Annotated in this window: 14 protein-coding genes; 12 read left to right on the top strand and 2 right to left on the bottom strand. The window is 43.1% G+C overall.

Annotated elements, in window-relative coordinates; translation table 11 throughout:
- Positions 1 to 8: 8 nt before the first annotated feature.
- The 12 genes from MAHAU_RS12960 (at position 9) to MAHAU_RS12910 (ending at position 14,618) form a co-directional block, all read left to right on the top strand.
- Entirely contained in the window at positions 9 to 1,520 is a 1,512-nt protein-coding gene (locus tag MAHAU_RS12960) for a GH39 family glycosyl hydrolase (protein WP_013782174.1), read from the top strand.
- 271 nt (positions 1,521 to 1,791) lie between these two features.
- Positions 1,792 to 4,158 (top strand): glycoside hydrolase family 2 TIM barrel-domain containing protein, encoded by a 2,367-nt coding sequence (locus tag MAHAU_RS12955; RefSeq protein WP_013782173.1) that lies wholly within the window; start codon positions 1,792 to 1,794, stop codon positions 4,156 to 4,158.
- Between the two features lie 19 nt (positions 4,159 to 4,177).
- Entirely contained in the window at positions 4,178 to 4,555 is a 378-nt protein-coding gene (locus MAHAU_RS12950) for a VOC family protein (protein ID WP_013782172.1), read from the top strand.
- 67 nt (positions 4,556 to 4,622) lie between these two features.
- Positions 4,623 to 4,775 carry a hypothetical protein gene (locus MAHAU_RS15790; protein ID WP_171804987.1) on the top strand — a complete coding sequence of 51 codons (153 nt, stop codon included), beginning with the start codon at positions 4,623 to 4,625 and terminating at the stop codon, positions 4,773 to 4,775.
- A 9-nt stretch (positions 4,776 to 4,784) separates the two neighbouring features.
- Complete coding sequence (locus MAHAU_RS15190) at positions 4,785 to 5,108, top strand: alpha/beta hydrolase fold domain-containing protein (RefSeq protein ID WP_049783368.1); 324 nt, start codon at positions 4,785 to 4,787, stop codon at positions 5,106 to 5,108.
- 331 nt (positions 5,109 to 5,439) lie between these two features.
- A complete protein-coding gene (locus tag MAHAU_RS12940; protein ID WP_171804986.1) occupies positions 5,440 to 7,071 on the top strand; it encodes a sensor histidine kinase in 1,632 nt (543 codons plus the stop codon).
- A 3-nt stretch (positions 7,072 to 7,074) separates the two neighbouring features.
- Complete coding sequence (locus MAHAU_RS12935) at positions 7,075 to 7,827, top strand: response regulator transcription factor (RefSeq protein WP_013782170.1); 753 nt, start codon at positions 7,075 to 7,077, stop codon at positions 7,825 to 7,827.
- Between the two features lie 106 nt (positions 7,828 to 7,933).
- Positions 7,934 to 9,283 (top strand): ABC transporter substrate-binding protein, encoded by a 1,350-nt coding sequence (locus MAHAU_RS12930; protein ID WP_013782169.1) that lies wholly within the window; start codon positions 7,934 to 7,936, stop codon positions 9,281 to 9,283.
- A 92-nt stretch (positions 9,284 to 9,375) separates the two neighbouring features.
- Complete coding sequence (locus tag MAHAU_RS12925; RefSeq protein ID WP_013782168.1) at positions 9,376 to 10,251, top strand: carbohydrate ABC transporter permease; 876 nt, start codon at positions 9,376 to 9,378, stop codon at positions 10,249 to 10,251.
- Positions 10,248 to 11,075 carry a carbohydrate ABC transporter permease gene (locus tag MAHAU_RS12920; RefSeq protein WP_013782167.1) on the top strand — a complete coding sequence of 276 codons (828 nt, stop codon included), beginning with the start codon at positions 10,248 to 10,250 and terminating at the stop codon, positions 11,073 to 11,075. Before MAHAU_RS12925 ends, MAHAU_RS12920 begins: the two co-directional genes overlap by 4 nt.
- Entirely contained in the window at positions 11,075 to 13,501 is a 2,427-nt protein-coding gene (locus MAHAU_RS12915) for a glycoside hydrolase family 31 protein (RefSeq protein ID WP_013782166.1), read from the top strand. Before MAHAU_RS12920 ends, MAHAU_RS12915 begins: the two co-directional genes overlap by 1 nt.
- Positions 13,502 to 13,517: 16 nt before the next feature.
- On the top strand, positions 13,518 to 14,618 hold the full coding sequence (locus MAHAU_RS12910; protein WP_013782165.1) for a uroporphyrinogen decarboxylase/cobalamine-independent methonine synthase family protein: 1,101 nt from the start codon (positions 13,518 to 13,520) through the stop codon (positions 14,616 to 14,618).
- Here the strand turns inward: MAHAU_RS12910 and MAHAU_RS12905 are convergent.
- Complete coding sequence (locus MAHAU_RS12905) at positions 14,601 to 16,025, bottom strand: L-fucose/L-arabinose isomerase family protein (RefSeq protein WP_013782164.1); 1,425 nt, start codon at positions 16,023 to 16,025, stop codon at positions 14,601 to 14,603. The genes MAHAU_RS12910 and MAHAU_RS12905 overlap by 18 nt on opposite strands.
- The gene (locus MAHAU_RS12900; protein WP_013782163.1) at positions 16,015 to 17,055 is read right to left on the bottom strand and encodes a LacI family DNA-binding transcriptional regulator; all 1,041 of its coding nucleotides are present in this window, start codon (positions 17,053 to 17,055) and stop codon (positions 16,015 to 16,017) included. The genes MAHAU_RS12905 and MAHAU_RS12900 overlap by 11 nt, the downstream gene beginning before the upstream one ends.

The following is a 17,055-nucleotide window of genomic DNA, read 5'->3' as shown; positions in this document are numbered from 1 at the left end:
TACGGTTTATGATTAATTTTTCAGTTATTATGGATGAAACTACGCCGCTCAAGCATTATTGGGAGGAATGCGTCGGCAGCTGCCATGCATATACCGCACTGCGGGAGGATTACAGAACGCAGCTGAAAAGAGCTCATGAGGAACTGGGCTTTAAATATGTGAGATTTCATGGCCTTTTGGACGATGATATGAGCGTATGCTTGAAACGGGCGTATTATGATGCTTTGCCGCCAAAGGAGGCGATAGTGTATAACTTCGTAAACATCGATAATATCTATGATTATTTGCTCAGCATCGGGATGAAGCCTTTCATAGAGATAGGGTTTATGCCTGAATGCTTGGCCTCCGGCAAGGAAACGGTTTTCCACTACAAAGGCAACATAACGCCCCCGGCAGATTATAACAGATGGAATGACCTTATTTATGCGTTTGTCGAGCATTTGGGAGAGCGTTACGGCTTGGAGGAAATACGCCAGTGGTATTTCGAGGTTTGGAATGAGCCGAATCTTTGCGGATTCTGGGCAGGTACAAAAGAACAGTATTTCGAGCTTTACGCGAACACTGCGCGCACTATAAAGTCGTATGACGGCCAGCTCAAAGTAGGAGGCCCAGCGACTTCAGTCAATTCATGGATAAGGGATATGATAGAATTCTGTGAAGGAAACTCTGTGCCGCTTGATTTCATATCCACGCATCATTATCCTACCGACGACCCGCTTTGGAAGCGGGGCAGCACGGACCTAGCTACCATGGACAATATGCAGGAAATCATTTTAGAGCTTCAGAAAGGGAGATACGATCGCGATATAATAAAGAAAATGACAACTAAAGCGCGTGCCGAAGCAGGCCAATATCCCTTGTTTTATACGGAATGGAATACATCTGCCATGACAAACGATGCGCAGCATGACGAGAGCTACGCGGCCGCCATGATTTCAAAAATACTGGCTGACAACGACGGGTTAGTGGATATCTATTCTTTTTGGACGTTCACTGATATTTTTGAGGAAAGCGGCCAATTAGACGGCGTATCCCACGGCGGTTTCGGGCTTATGAATTATTACGGCGTTGCTAAGCCTGCTTATAGATGCTTTCAGCTCTTCCACGAAACAGGAGATAAACGCTATAGCGTAGTTTCAAGTGAACCCGATGCAACGGTGGAGGCGGCAGCGTTCAGCATACCGAATGGAATCAGGGTCATCGCATATAATTTTAATGTGGCCGGCTCTGAAATCAAAGACGAGGCTGTTCACATCGAGATTTCAAATGGGATAAAGCCGAAAAGCATCTCGATTCAAAGAATAGATAATGACCATTGCAATCCAAAGCAATGCTGGATCGATATGGGCAGCCCGAAATATATAAACGCAGAACAGCTCGAGCAGTTGCACAAAGCATCGCAGCTTAGCAGGGAAGCTTTAGAGAGCCTGGATGTCATTGTGCCGGCAAACAGTATGTGCGCTATTGATATAGAATTAAAAATTTTTACAAATGTTATTTCCAGCTTTTTAGAATGCTGATATATTGGTACTCGTGACATCTAATGCGGTGCCTGTTCTTGGGTTTATGCTTTTAGAAGCGTGGGTTTGAGGATTATATTATTTGCTGGGATAAGTCCCGCTCCTGGCTTCCCAAGAGCGTCTATCCCATGAAGGGAACTGAACATAAGGTACGATGACCTATCGTTTAGTTTCCTTCTCCCATTCTAATATGTTATAACACAGCGCAGTTATTTTTGTTATAATACATGTAGAACAGGCGACAAACGTAAATTTTTTAGGAGGTTTTGGTATGCGGCGCATTGATTTTAGCAAAGATTGGAAGTTCGCAAAAGAAGGCGAAGAATTAAATCCCGTCATATTGCCACATGATGCTATGATACATGAGCAGCGCGATCCAAAGAGCATAGGCGGATCAGGCATAGCCTATTTTCCCGGTGGCAAATACATTTATGAAAAGGTCTTTCATGTGCCAGGAGAATTGGCTGACAAACATGTAGTTCTTCAATTTGAAGGAGTATATAGGAATGCAAAAGTAACGGTCAATGGCGTGGAAGCTGGGGGCAGGCCGTATGGTTACATACCATTTTTCATCGATATGGACAAATTTTTGCGGTATGGCGAGGATAATAGCATCCGAGTTGAGGCGGATAATTCAAAAGTGCCCAATAGCCGATGGTATTCCGGGGCAGGCATTTACAGACCAGTATGGCTTTATATCTCAGATAATGCATACATCGAACCCGAGGGCGTGCGCATAACCACCATTTCATATAAACCTCCGAAAATTCATATTGATGTAGCTCACCATGGCGGAGAGGTGCAATTTGAAATACTAGACGGCGATAAATGCCTTATGCAAGGCAGCGGGGATTGTGTGGATATAGAGCTGCCTAATGCTAAATTGTGGAGTGATGAGGCGCCCAATCTCTATAATTGCCATGTAATATTGATGAAAAATGGAACTGCGGTTGACGAATGGACAGAAACATTTGGTATAAGGACGATAGAGTGGAGCAATAAGGGCCTTTTTATAAACGGCAATGAGACATTGTTGCGTGGCGGCTGCATACATCACGATAATGGCATTCTGGGAGCCTGCTCATGGCCTAAGTCGGAAGAACGGCGCGTCAGAATACTAAAAGAAAATGGATACAACGCTATCCGTTCGGCGCATAATCCGCCTTCGCCGGCAATGCTGGATGCCTGCGATAAATATGGCATGTATGTGATAGATGAAATGTGGGATATGTGGTATCAGCATAAGACGAAATACGATTATGCCTCGGACTTTGAAAGCTGTTATAAAGATGATATTCAGGCCGTCGTTTCAAGAGATTACAACCATCCCAGCATAATAATGTATTCCATCGGAAACGAGGTCGGGGAGCCTGCGGAGGGAAAAGGGCTGGAGCTCGAAAGGAAGCTTGTGAAGATCTTCCATAGCTTGGACAAAAGCCGTCCTGTTACAGCCGGTATAAATTTGATGATACTCTACATGGCCTCAAAGAAAAAGTCTGTATTTAATGAAGAGGGCGAGAATCCAGCAGATAAACAAGCGTCTTCTGCTTCAAAATTCAATAGCACGATGTTCAATATGATGGTTTCCAGAATGGGCAGATTGATGAATAGCTTTACCAAACGCTCTTCGGTGGACAAAGTTACCACTCCTTGCTTGGATGCTTTGGATATAGCAGGTTATAATTATGCTTCCGGCAGGTATCCGATCGAGGGGCAGAAACATCCCGATCGTATTATATTCGGCAGCGAGACGTTCCCACAAGATATTGCTAGAAACTGGATTATGGTAAAAAAGTATCCATATCTTGTAGGAGATTTCATGTGGACAGCTTGGGATTATATTGGAGAAGTTGGGATCGGTGCATGGGCATATACGCCCGATGCGAAAACTTTCAGCAAGCCTTATCCTTGGCTGTTGGCAGATGCCGGCGCTATCGATATACTTGGCAATCCTGGAGCCGAAGCGGCTTATGCAGCCACAGTATGGGGTCTGCGTGACAAACCATATATAGGGGTACAGCCAGTTAATCGTCCGAGGAAGAGCCTGATAAAAGCAATGTGGCGCGGGACAAACGCCATCGAAAGTTGGTCATGGAAGAATTGCGATGGTAATCCTGCCGTTGTGGAGGTTTACTCAAATCAAGCTAGTGTGGAACTATTTCTAAACGGCAGGAGCATTGGGAAGAAAAAAGTGCGAGACTGCAAGGCTGTTTACGAAATAAAATATGAGCCTGGAATGCTTATGGCAGTTGCCTACGATACGGCTGGTAATGAGACGGGTAAGGCACAGCTTGCCTCATCCTCTGGTACGCTTCGCTTACGCGTTGCACCTGAAGAGACTGCTGTTCGCTACGGCGACATAGTGTACTTTGATATAGCATTGGTTGGAGATAACGGTATTATCGAATGCAATGATGATAGGCTGCTTACGGTGCAGGTGGATGGGGGCACTTTGTTGGGTTTTGGCAGCGCAAATTCCAGGACGGAAGAACACTATGACGCAGGCAGGTTTACCACTTATTATGGAAAGGCGCAAGCAGTCGTGCTAGCAAATGGCGACGATATGATTAGCCTTACGATAACAGGCGAGAGCTTGAACGAGGAAACCGTATCGGTTTCGGTAGACAGCTTTATATAGACCTTGGAGGTGCCTAATAATGAAGTTTATAGATGTCTGTTACATCACGAACGATGTAATAAAGCTTAGAGCCTTCTATGAGGCTGTATTCGGTGTGAAAGCCGAGGGCGATGCAGTCCATTCGTGGCTGTATCTGGCAGGATTGACATTTACTTTCGACCGTGCGCCCGATTTGCAAGAGCAATCGGTATTTCGCTATGTCGAGGGCGGTGGAGCAAATAATGTGATAGTCGGATTTAATGTTGACGATGTGGACGCCGAGTATGAGCGGCTGTTGGCGCAGAATGTGGAGATGCTCAACCAGCCGACTACCCATTCGTGGGGAGCGCGCTCATTTCAGTTCAAAGACCCGGATGGCAATATTCTGAATTTCCGCAGCTTCCCGAAAGAAGAATAGTCATGTTTGATACTCCGCTTGCATTTTGGCGATAGATTTGTGATTTATATAAAGAAGGATGTTTAATATGTTATCGGAAACAATAGTTCTAAACAAAGAGCGCAATGTTACGCTCACGACTTATATTCAACCTGTAGACGGCGAATTCACTTACATAAATAAACGACCGGCGGTAATCGTAATTCCCGGCGGGGGTTACCAATTCTGTTCCGACCGATAGGCTGAAATAGTGGCTTTCGAATACTTGCGGGCAGGCTACCATGCTTTCGTGTTGCGTTATTCCATAAAGGAGAATGCGGTATGGCCCAATCCATTGAACGATTATGAGCAGGCCATAGAGCTTATTAGGTCCAGAGCGGAGGAGTGGCACATATACGAAGACAAGATCGCGGTTTTAAGATTTTCAGCAGGAGGTCATTTAGCTTTGGCAGCTGCGACTATGTCAAAAAACCGTCCAAATGCGGCGCTATTGGGCTATGCGTTCATAAGGGGCCGATGCGCTTTAATTGCTGTATCGGCTTTTTGTCCATTCTGTTTGACAACGCCTCGATGAAGATATATAATTTTATACGAAAACGTTTTATAACATCATCTATTATTGAGTTGAAACGATATGGAAGTTTGCTTTATAGATTTGAAGGAAAAAGTGGTATATAATTGCCTGGATGGATAATGCTTTAAGGAGAGGTATATTGATGAGGAAAAAGCGCACTATCCAAAAGTCCCTTTTTATATATTTTTCTCTGATAATCATCTCGGTTATCTTAATTTTCGTATTCTTTTTCTATATCTACACTTCTAATATACTTACGCAAAGAGCATCGGATTCTTTTCAAAAACTGGCATATTCCATTTCTGCGCAAGTGGATCAGGAAATAAGAAAAATGGATACTGTTTCCCTTAACATAGCCTATTCGAATCTAATAAAAGGGGATTTTATCAATTACCTAAATGAAGATGATGGCTCCAAATACGAAAAATCCAAATCCCTTATGGACCTTCTTATCTCTATGATGGGGCCGCTTAGGAGCGTGGAACAAATCAATATGTATGGCCTGGACGGCCAAATGGTGGGAGCCGGCTTTTTGAATCAAAGCGTAAAAGTAGTATTAAATGATAAGTCATGGTTTAATTCGGTGCTGGGCTATGGGGGATTGAAGTATATATCGCTTCCTTATAACAATAGCTTTTTTATTATCGACACGAATTTAAAACAAAAAAGGTATTTCATTTCGTTATATAGGATGTGTTTTGATAAATACGGCCAAAAAGTGGCCATTATAGAAACCGCTCAAGATTGTGACGTTGTCTTTGGAGAGGTAAGCAATGTCCTAAATAGCGGCGCTGATAATATGCGCGCTTTTATATTTAATGGAGACGGGCAATTGATGTTTCCTTACCGCAATATCGATAAGGAAGACTATGCTTTTTATTTCGATAAGATAAATATCTCCGGCCAAAACGGTTTGTCGGGTTCTTTCACAGTGTATAATCCTAACATGAAGGAGAATGAAGTGGTGGCCTATAATCGATCTGATTATACGGGCTGGTCCGTATTAGTAGTGCAGCGAGCTAAACAAGTGCTTGCTCCTGTGAAAGAGTTCACAGCTTTGACGGTTATTATAACGATTATAATGTTAGTATCATCGTTATTCTTATCGTTTTTTACGGCAGGGCGCCTAACGAATCCGATAAGGCGCATACATGAAGCAGTGCAAAAAACCGAGTTGAGCAATCTAGCATTTAATAATGATTTCGAGTTAAACAGCTCGGTCGATGAGTTGGAAGAACTGAATTCGGCGTTTCAAAACATGAACAATAAGCTTAAACAATCGCTGGACGAGCTTTTGATGGCAAAACAAGAAGAGCTACAAGCCAAAATGCTTGCTCTGCAGTCGCAGATGAATTCGCACTTTTTGTATAATTCTTTGGCCACTATAGGCATAATGGCAGAGGAGCATATGGATGAATCGATAATAACGATGTGCGATGATGTTTCGTTTATGCTCAGGTATGTTTCATCAGGTCAATTATCGATGGTGCCGATTGAAATGGAAATCGAATATGTCCAAAGGTACTTAGAATGTATGCAGCTCAGGTATGGAAGCAACTTGCATTATTTTATTGATGTGGACGATGAAATAACAAGGGCGGAGATACCGAAGCTGCTTGTGCAGCCATTAGTGGAAAATGCACTAAAACATGGTACAAACGTTGAGCCGCCATGGAATATCGGCGTATATGGCGGTGTTGTCGATGATCATTGGCAAATTACTGTGAGCGACAATGGACCAGGCTTTGAAGACGATGTAATCGAAAGTTTTGAATGCGAGAAAAAGCTGGCATGGCAGAATAATTTTGAAAACAATTCAAATTCCGGCGGTGTTGGCTTGCTTAATACATTTAACCGTTTGAAGTTGACTTATAAAGAAAATATGGTCTTTGAAATCAGGAACAGGCCGGACGGCGGAGCCGAGGTAACCATAGGAGGGCCTTTACCGCTTAAGGAGGTTTAAGTTATGGAATATACGGTAGTAGTAGCGGAAGACGAAGAGATTATACTTAACAACATTATTAAAAAAATTGAACAATCGGGCATGGGGTTTAAGGTTGTTGGCAAAGCTGTAACCGGCAGGCAGGCCTTATCTTTGATTGAAAGTGAAAGTCCAGATGTGCTGTTCACCGACATACGCATGCCCGTTATGGATGGCCTAGAGTTGATAGAGAGCGTATATCTTCGATACCCTTATGTAAAAAAGGTTATAATTAGCGGTTATGCAGAATTCGATTATGCTAAAAGGGCCATAGAGTTTGAAGTGGAGGACTATTTGCTCAAACCATTTGATATGGAAAAGATGTTGTCGGTTTTGGCTAAAATTAGGATTGAACTGGAATCCGAAGCTGATGCTTTGAAGAGAAGCTTTAACATACCGGTAGGCCAAAAATCGCCGGAAGAGGTTGCCAAATTGCTTCAAGAATATATAAAGGAAAATTTTGCAACGGACATTAACTTTAATGTTATTGCCGATAGCCTCAACTACAGTCCGAGCTATTTAAGCAAACTGTTCTCGCATTATTTTGGTGAGAGCCCATCAAAATACCTTATGGATTTGCGCATTAATAGGGCAAAATATTTGCTTAAAAACTATAAAAATCTTTCCGTCAAACAGATAGGCGAGGCTGTCGGTTATTCGGACCAATGTTACTTTAGCAGGATTTTCAAGAACATCACAGGGGTAAATCCATTAAATTATCGCCATGAAGAACAGTGATGGAGTCACAAAAAGTCCAAAAACGTGTCTTGTTTGTGTATAGCAATCTCCTGTGCCGGCCGTTATAATCAAATTAATTTAGTAATTCATATTGGAGGTTGTATTTATGAAACGATGGTTTCCTTTGGTTATGGTAGTTCTCTTGGTTATTGGCTTGCTAAGCGGCTGTGGAGGAACCGATACATCGACTGGAGAAAATGAATCCTCTGGTCAGGGTGAAGGCACAGGAGGAACAAAAAAGGATGTTACTCTTTCTCAAATGGTTTCTCAGGGATGGACGAGCGATGCCGATGAAGCTATAAGCAAAAAATTTACAGAAGAAACTGGCATTACTATCGATTGGCAGGTTACACCGGCGGATCAATATCATGATTTGCTGAAGACCAAGCTAAATGCGGGAGAAGCACCGGATATTTTCTGGATACAGACCAATCCATTTGCCATCAAGACAGAAATAGATCCGGAGAAAAATTGCATCGATTTTTCTGATGAAGAGTGGGTAAGGGTTATGAATTTGGCAAGGCTTCCCGCCGTCTCCTATAACGACAAGGTATATGGATTGATGCTGTGGCCTAATTCGCCAGAATACGTCTTTGTATATAACAAAACGCTTTTTGAAGAATTGGGTATAACCAATCCGCCTACAACTTATGAGGAATTTAAAAAAGACTGCGGTATTATATTGGACAAAGGCATTACACCTATTTATGAATATGTGGCTGCCGGATGGCATCATGTCTTGCCGTTTGCACAGATCGGTGGACGCTATGAGGAATTGCATCCTGGTTTATATGATGAACTCAACAATAACAAGATTAAATATGCTGATGTACCGGAGATGGAGCTGGCTTTGTCACAAATGAAGGAATTTGCTGATTTGGGTTATTATGGCGATGATTATATGGCTAACACGGGGGAAGATGCTCAGGAGCGCATGGCTACCAGGAAAGCAGCGATGTTAACGGCAAATCCGGGCGATATAAAGCAAATCAAGGATGATTATCCGGATTGCAAGGATGAGTTTGGTTTATTTTTGATACCTTTTGTTGATAATCAGACGTTTCCGTTTAATCCCAACGGGCCCGCAAGGTTCGCTTATAAAAATAGTAAATACGTTGATGAAATCAAAGAATATTTCAATTATATAACAAATAAAGAAAATCTTCAGTATAAATTGGATAATACGCCGGGCATGACAAACCTGGATGTAACGGTGGATATAGAACAGCATTGGCTGCCTCAAGAATTAGAACTGATGGATAAAATACCTAAAGAAAAATATATAACGGTATTGCAAAGCGCTGTAAAATACACCAATGAACAATGGATGGAAATTGGCAAGGATATAGAGGGCATGTATATGAATGCCATGACCCCTAAACAGATATTGGAGAATATTGACGAGCGCAGGGCTAAAATGGCTAAAGCACAGGGGGATCCTGCTTGGGCACAGTAATATGTAGCTAACGAAGAGGCCGGTCAGTATAAACGAGACTTGTTAATCGTGGCCGGCCTCTATTATGCTTAAAAAGGAAAGAGGAGAGGATAGTGAATCAAGGTAAGATTTATCCGCTATATTTTACTTATATCGCTTTAATTTTATATGCAGTTCTTTTTATTGCTCCTGGCTTTTTGGGAATCTATTATTCCTTTACTGACTGGAATCGTTATAGCAGCGAGATTAACTTTGTAGGTTTTGATAATTATAAGACCATCTTTACATCTAACAAAAACTATTTGGGGTATATTATGAATACCTTAAAATTTACTTTAATCTCTAATATAGTAAAAATTATACCGGCATTATTCTTGGCTATTTTATTAAACGAGGGATTAAAAGCAAAAAACGTTCATAGAGCAATACTTTTTTTCCCTTCTGTTTTGCCTTATCTCGTAATTGGCCTGATTTTTCGTTCTATGCTGCATCCTACCACAGGATTCGTTAATGAAATGTTAAGGAAATTCGGACTCGATTTTATGGCGCAAAAATGGCTTGTTGACCCTAAATGGGTTTGGCCCTCTATTTATGCCGTCGATGCCTGGAGAGGGATAGGTTACGTCATGACCATATTTCTTGCTGGTTTGCAATCTATACCTAACTATTACTATGAGGCAGCCGATATAGATGGCGCAACTTTTATGCAAAAGTTAAGGCATATTACACTGCCTATGTTAATGCCGGCTATCAATATCAATTTAATTTTTGGTATTACCTATGGCTTAAAAGTATTCGATATAATATATGTGTTAACCAATGGTGGTCCGGGGCGTATGACCGAAGTTATAAACACTGCTGTATTCAAGGAATTTGCTGATGGCACTTACGGCGTAGGTACGGCCTTATCTACACTGCTTTTTGTATTCATGGCGGTCATCGGACTGTTCATTGTTAGAATAATGAATAGAAGGGAAGTGGAGTTATGAACCAAAATAAGATTACAGTATCAAATGTAATAAAACAGGGTATAGCTTGTATATTGAGCTTGGCTATACTGATACCGTTCTTGTTGGTTATAATAAATTCATTCAAAACCAAACAGGAAGCGGTTTTGATGAATTTTGCACTTCCCAAAGAATTTCAATGGCAAAATTATATAACGGTTATACAAAAAGGGAAATTAGTACAATCATTTTTGAATAGCATATTATATGCGTCGGGGACCATGGTATTTACTATATTGGCAACCTCGATGGCTGCTTTTGTGTTAGCCAGAAGGCGGACTAAATTGAATCAATTTATTTATTTCTTCATCATTTTGGGCATCATGCTTCCGTTAAATTTTGTGGCATTGATGAAGGTGATGCAGATTTTGCACCTTATCAATTCCAGAATTGGGTTGATAATATTATATACCGCCATGCAGGTGCCATTCGGCGTATTTATCATTTATGGATTTGTCGGGACGATACCGAGGGAGATAGATGAGGCCGCCGTTATTGACGGCGCAGGGCCATGGAAGATGTTTTTCAGTATTATATTTCCTTTGTTAAAGCCGGTATTAGTCACAGTCATGTTGCTGGTGTTTATGGGTGCATGGAATGATTTTATAACGCCATTATATATGCTAAATACCGCGAGCAAGTGGCCTATGACGTTGGCCGTTTATAGCTTCTTTGGCCGTTATGAATCCGAATGGAATCTGGTATTTGCTGATATAGTATTAACATGTCTGCCGGTTTTTATTGTTTACCTGTTAGGTCAGAATCAAATCGTGTCAGGGATGACATCGGGGGCGGTGAAAGGTTGATGTTTGTTACGAAGGAAGATCAGAATAGTGTGATTTTGAATACCGATAGAGGGAAATTTAAGCTCGAGCCGTTAGCGGATAGTATCGTTCATATAACATATACATTGGAGCCAGCGTTCAGCTCTAAAGAAAGTTTGATGATAGTACCTCAGGCGCGCGATTATGCCAGCTGGCATATAGAAGATAGCGATAAAAGCATAAGCTTAGTGACTGAGCGATTGAAGATAGTGGTAGATAAAGCTACCTGCGCTTTCTCATACTTCGATGCAGAGGGCGGCCTATTGGTCAAAGAGCCGGACGATGACGGAAAGGTGTTAGATGTCGTAAATGTCATGCGCTCTGTATTCGGTGATAATGCGGAAATTGAAATCGAGCAGACTGTAGACGGCGTGAGGAGCAGGGTGAAAGATGTGAGACAAGAGTTGGACAGGGTGGCATACCATAGCAAACTGAGCTTTGTGTGGTCGGAAAATGAGGCTATTTATGGTCTCGGTTCTCATGAAGAAGGGATTTTGGATTACAGAGATCATCATCAGTATCTTTACCAGCAGAACCTCAAAGCTGTGGTGCCGATGTTTATCTCTACAAAGGGTTATGGCGTTTTAATCGACAGCTATTCCTTAATGACCTTTCGTGACGATGTATACGGTTCGTATGTATGGACGGACATTGACGATGAAATGGATTATTATTTCATATACGGCCCTGAAGCGGATCAAATTATAGAGGGTTATCGTAAGCTAACGGGAAAAGCAACAATGCTCCCTAAATGGGCTTATGGCTATATCCAGTCAAAGGAACGATATAAGTCACAGGACGAGCTTATATTGGTGGCAGAAGAATATAGAAGGCGCAATGTACCTCTGGATTGCGTGGTGCTGGATTGGATGTCCTGGCCGGATGGGCTATGGGGGCAGAAGTCTTTTGATCCAGCTCGTTTTCCCGATCCAAAAGCCATGATGGAAAGATTACATCAATTGAACGTGCATTTGATGGTTTCGATATGGCCTAGTATGAGGGGAGACGGATCGAACTACAGGGAAATGAAAGAAAAAGGATACCTTTTAGGTAACGGTGCCACCTATAATGCTTTCGACGAGGGTGCTCGCAGGCTATACTGGGAACAAGCATATGAGGGGATTTTTTCACATGGCATTGATGCATGGTGGTGTGATTGTACTGAGCCATTTGAAGCCGACTGGAATGGCAAGGTCAAACCTGAACCCGAACAGCGTCTGTTCATTAACACCGAGGAGATGAAAAAATACCTGGACCCTGAATATATAAACGCCTATTCTCTGGAGCATTCCAAAGGGATTTATGAAGGGCAGAGAGGGGTTACGGCGGAAAAGCGCGTGCTAAATCTTACGCGTTCGGCATACGCAGGACAGCAGAGATATGGCACTGTTACATGGTCAGGCGATATATCGGCGAGATGGGATACGCTTAGAAAGCAAATCGCCGACGGGCTCAATTTTTGTGCTGCCGGTATGCCCTATTGGACGCTGGATATAGGCGCCTTCTTTGTGAAAAATGGAGAGCAATGGTTTTGGAATGGCGGGTATGAAAAGGGTTGCGATGATATGGGGTACAGGGAGCTATATGCCCGGTGGTTTCAGTATGGTGCATTTCTGCCGATGTTTCGCTCGCACGGCACCGATACACCAAGGGAAGTATGGCGGTTCGGCCAACCAGGGGAGATATTCTATGATACGCTGGTAAAGTTCATAAACCTTAGATACCGTCTTTTGCCTTATATATATTCGTTGGCCGGTAAAGTAACGTTAGAGGACTATACAATTATGAGGCCTTTGGCATTCGACTTCCGCCATGACGGCCAAGTTTACGACATCAAAGACCAATACATGTTCGGCCCAGCTTTTTTAGTAAATCCCGTAACAAAACCCATGTATTACGAGAGGGATTCCAAAGAGCTTACAGGCATAGAAAAAAGCCGCCGCGTATATCTACCGGAAGGATGTATGTGGTACGATTTTTGGACGGGACAGAAGCTATGCGGCGGTCAATTAATAGAGAGCGCCGCGCCTATAGACATCATGCCTCTTTATGTCAAAGCCGGTTCCATTGTACCCATGGGCCCGCTAACGCAGTACGCGACTGAGGCGAATTCGCCTATAGAGCTTAGGGTTTATACAGGAAGCGACGGGGAATTTGATATTTATCAGGATGAGGGCGACAACTATAACTACGAGAAGGGCGAGTATTCTATCATACCTATTAAATGGGATGACAGCAGGAAAGAATTGTCCATTGGCAATCGGCGGGGAACATATAAGGGAATGCCGGAAGAAATAGAATTCGATGTCGTGCTTGTGGAAGTCGGCCGCGGCATAAGCGTGGAGAAGTCTGATAAGCCGGATAAAACGATGATATATGACGGCGATGCAGTGACGATGAGATTTTAGCGAAGAGGGGATAGAGATGAAATATAAAGACAATTGGGTGCAAACGAAAGAGCATTTTAAAACGTGGTGGGCACACGGCAGCATAGGCCGCCCTATGATGAAAGTGGTAGCTCGGCGCGATAAGCCTATAGAGCCGTTGGAAGAGATAGAGCCTCCGCAAACGCCCGAAGCTTTACACCTAGATGTGGAGCGCCGGGCAAAAGAACTGAGAAATTTTTGCAAAACGCATATATTTATGGCGGAGTCATTTCCATCGTTGGACATAAATATAGGACCTGGTTCTATGGCTACATACCTTGGCTCGGAACCGAATTTCTCCTGGGATACAGTCTGGTATACCGAATGCGTCAAACCAGATTGGAAGGAATGGGGTGAGCTAAAGTATGATCCGGACAACTACTGGTGGAAGAGGCATTTGGAGCTTATAGAACGTGGCAAAGAGCTTGCCGGCGATGATTTTTTGGTGAATATACCAGACATAATAGAGAGTATAGATATACTCGCGGCTATGCGCGGAGCACAGCAGTTTTGCTTTGACCTCATAGATGAGCCGGATGTGGTGAAAGAGTATATAAGACAAATAGATGAGCTGTATTTCATGTATTATTATCCCATATATGATATTGTCAAAGATGAGGAAGGTGGGAGCAGCTATACGGTGTTCGATATATGGGGGCCGGGCAGGATAGCTAAGGTGCAATGTGATTTTTCTGCAATAATGTCCCCCAAACAGTTTGAAGAATTTTTCATACCATCACTGAGCTATCAATGTCAAAGGTTGGACTACGCGATGTATCATCTGGACGGCATGGATGCTATAAAGCACTTGGATGCTTTGATGCAGGTGGAAGAGCTCGATGCACTTCAGTGGACGCCGGGCGCGGGCAAGCAAGACGGCGGCAGCGAGCTCTGGTACCCGATATATGATAAAGTAAGAGCTGCCGGTAAATCTTTGTGGGTAAGCATTGAGCAGGGTGATGTCGATGAGTGGATAATAAAAGCGGATAAGCTGGTAAAACGTTACGGCAGCGATGGACTATATCTGCTTTTTCCTGTTATGAGCGTTGATGATGCTTCAAGGCTTATTGAAAAAGCCGACTTATACCTCTCCTCTTAGCCAAGCTTTCACGTCTTCTTCTACAGGATCATAAAAATCCGGCTGCAATCCCGGTATATACTTGCACGCTTCATATATTACAGGCAATATGTCTGCATGCACGCCCACGCAGTGATGCACGTAAGGACCGGTTACCAGTTTTTCCTCTAGCCTTACCCAGTTGTCAACTTCTATCCAGAGGTATGTGCCAGCACAGTAAGGGCCTTCTATGCCATGGGCTTTGCCTAATAATACGGAATATTTGCCGTTGTCACCGTCAAAACGCATGATGGATAGCTCGCCGCCTTTTATCTCAGCAGACACCGACCCTGAGCAGTGCTCTGGGAAAACGAATGGGCGATCTAATTTCGCACGGGTTCCTTTTTTAGCCAGCGATATCGGCCATGGTCCGCAATGCTGCAGCAATTCGCCGTTGTCATTGGTTGGGTGCCTTACGGTCCAGTCGGCGAAGAATGGCGGCGTTTTGCTCATACATGCGGCTTGCGCCATTACTGCCGTTATGGCGCCGTGTATATCGGTCTCGCAGGCCACGGGCATACCTTCGTCGGTTAGCAAGGAGTTGGCGGCGCAGGGCATGATGTGTATTGCCTGCTGCAACGCGTCCCAGCACTGTATAGCTATGGCCTTGCATTTGAATTTTTTGCTCAGGCGGCTCATGGCTACTTTTAAGGCAGCGACGCGTATAGCATCCTCTTCGGGTATGCAGACTTCCATATTATCCTTTATAAAGCCGACGGTTTGCATTACCTCATGGTCCTTATTTTGTGCAAGCTCAACTACCATATCGGTTAACTCGTTTAAGGAGATAGGATGTATCTCTATGCCGAATTTCTCTAATAATTCACCTTCATTGCACATCATGGTCCAGAAATCGGCCGGTCTGGTCGATATCTGAAGTATGCGCATATTCCTGAACTCTTTCACTACATTGGCGGCAGCTATGAAATTGCTGAGGCCACGCTCGAATACAGGGTCTTCTAAGCGACAATTCGGCATATATGTAAACGGTAAACCGAAGCGCCTTAATATCTTACCTGTAGCAAACAAGCCGCATTGCGTATCGCGGAGCCTTGAGCCGTCGGGTAGAGGGCTTTCATCCCTCGGACCCCATAAGAGTATGGGCAACTTGAAGGCGTCGGCCACTTTGCATACGAGCGCTTCGGATCCGAAATTACAATGGGGAAAGAAAAGAGCGTCTATTTTGGCCGCCCTGAATTTGTCTATGATTTTGTCGACATCATCTTCGTTAAATAAGAGGCCTTCCTCGTTTATATCGTCTATATCTATATAATCTATGTTCAAGCTATCGAGCTTATCCTGTATTAAGCGCTTGTATTTTATAGCGTCCTGCGCGCTGAATATGTTTCTTCTCGTAGGTACCATGCCTATTTTTATTTTATATTCCATTTCTATTATTATCCTTTCTTGTTTTGTCTAACACGCTTTGGCGTTCTACAAGTTCAGTGCCAACTTCTATATTCACGAATATATTGCTATTATACCGTATTTTTTCTATAAGCCTGCGTACAGCCAACCTGCCGATATCCTGCTTATACACCCTTACGGTAGTTAGTGGCGGGTCTATGATGTTGCAAAAAGGCATATCATCGAAGCCGACGATGGATACCTCATCCGGTATGCTGATCCCCTTCTCCTTCAAGGCTTTTATTGCACCAAAGGCTATTATGTCGTTATCTGCGAAAAGAGCTGTTGGAAGATCTGCGTTGCTTTGTAGTATCTCTAACATGTCCCTGTATGCCCCGTCCAGAGTGGATTCTAGGGAAAACATATTTTTTTTATTGAATTTAATGTTGTGGTCAGATAATGCCTTTAGAAAGCCATCCGTTCTTTCATCAAAATTATTTATCCATACTGAACTGTGCAGATAGCCTATATCGGTATGTCCTTTGTCTATAAGGTGCTTTGTTGCATTATAAGCCCCTTGGACATTGTTTATGACCACACTATCCAACGGTATATCTCTACAAAAGCTATCCAACAACACCACGGGAACCGGCATATCTATGAATGGCTGCAAATCATTACAATCCATCTCGGTGGCGAGTATAATTATGCCATTTAACGGATGGTCTTTAATGAGCCTCAATATATCATTCTTATTTTGGTCATCGTTTATATAGGAGATAACGGCGCTGTATCCCTTCTTTCTGGCTTCAAGATCGATACCTTCCATCAATGCGGAAAAGAAAGGAGTATCACCTACGACATGACCGTGCTTTTTATATATGATGAAACGCATGGCCTTATGATCCCGTAAAGCGGGTTTGGATAAAATATTGGTGTCATAGCCGGCCTCGGCTACGGCCTGTAAGACACGTTGGCGTGTCTTCTCGCTCACCCCTGGTTTATTATTCAATACCAACGATACAGTAGCCGGGGATACGTTCAATTTTTCCGCTATCTCTTTTACTTTCAA

Origin of the sequence: Mahella australiensis 50-1 BON (assembly GCF_000213255.1) — a bacterium.
In the GTDB taxonomy this organism is placed as follows: domain Bacteria; phylum Bacillota; class Clostridia; order Mahellales; family Mahellaceae; genus Mahella; species Mahella australiensis.
This window is presented reverse-complemented; position numbering and strand designations above follow the sequence as displayed.

Bases quoted from the DNA above. Each gene is read 5' to 3' on its own strand.
- MAHAU_RS12935 (WP_013782170.1), top strand. From the start codon at position 7,075: ATGGAATATACGGTAGTAGTAGCGGAAGACGAAGAGATTATACTTAAC.
- MAHAU_RS12950 (WP_013782172.1), top strand. From the start codon at position 4,178: ATGAAGTTTATAGATGTCTGTTACATCACGAACGATGTAATAAAGCTT.
- MAHAU_RS12960 (WP_013782174.1), top strand. From the start codon at position 9: ATGATTAATTTTTCAGTTATTATGGATGAAACTACGCCGCTCAAGCAT.
- MAHAU_RS12930 (WP_013782169.1), top strand. From the start codon at position 7,934: ATGAAACGATGGTTTCCTTTGGTTATGGTAGTTCTCTTGGTTATTGGC.
- MAHAU_RS12955 (WP_013782173.1), top strand. From the start codon at position 1,792: ATGCGGCGCATTGATTTTAGCAAAGATTGGAAGTTCGCAAAAGAAGGC.
- MAHAU_RS12940 (WP_171804986.1), top strand. From the start codon at position 5,440: ATGGATACTGTTTCCCTTAACATAGCCTATTCGAATCTAATAAAAGGG.
- MAHAU_RS12920 (WP_013782167.1), top strand. From the start codon at position 10,248: ATGAACCAAAATAAGATTACAGTATCAAATGTAATAAAACAGGGTATA.
- MAHAU_RS15790 (WP_171804987.1), top strand. From the start codon at position 4,623: ATGTTATCGGAAACAATAGTTCTAAACAAAGAGCGCAATGTTACGCTC.
- MAHAU_RS12915 (WP_013782166.1), top strand. From the start codon at position 11,075: ATGTTTGTTACGAAGGAAGATCAGAATAGTGTGATTTTGAATACCGAT.
- MAHAU_RS12910 (WP_013782165.1), top strand. From the start codon at position 13,518: ATGAAATATAAAGACAATTGGGTGCAAACGAAAGAGCATTTTAAAACG.
- MAHAU_RS12905 (WP_013782164.1), bottom strand. From the start codon at position 16,025: ATGGAATATAAAATAAAAATAGGCATGGTACCTACGAGAAGAAACATA.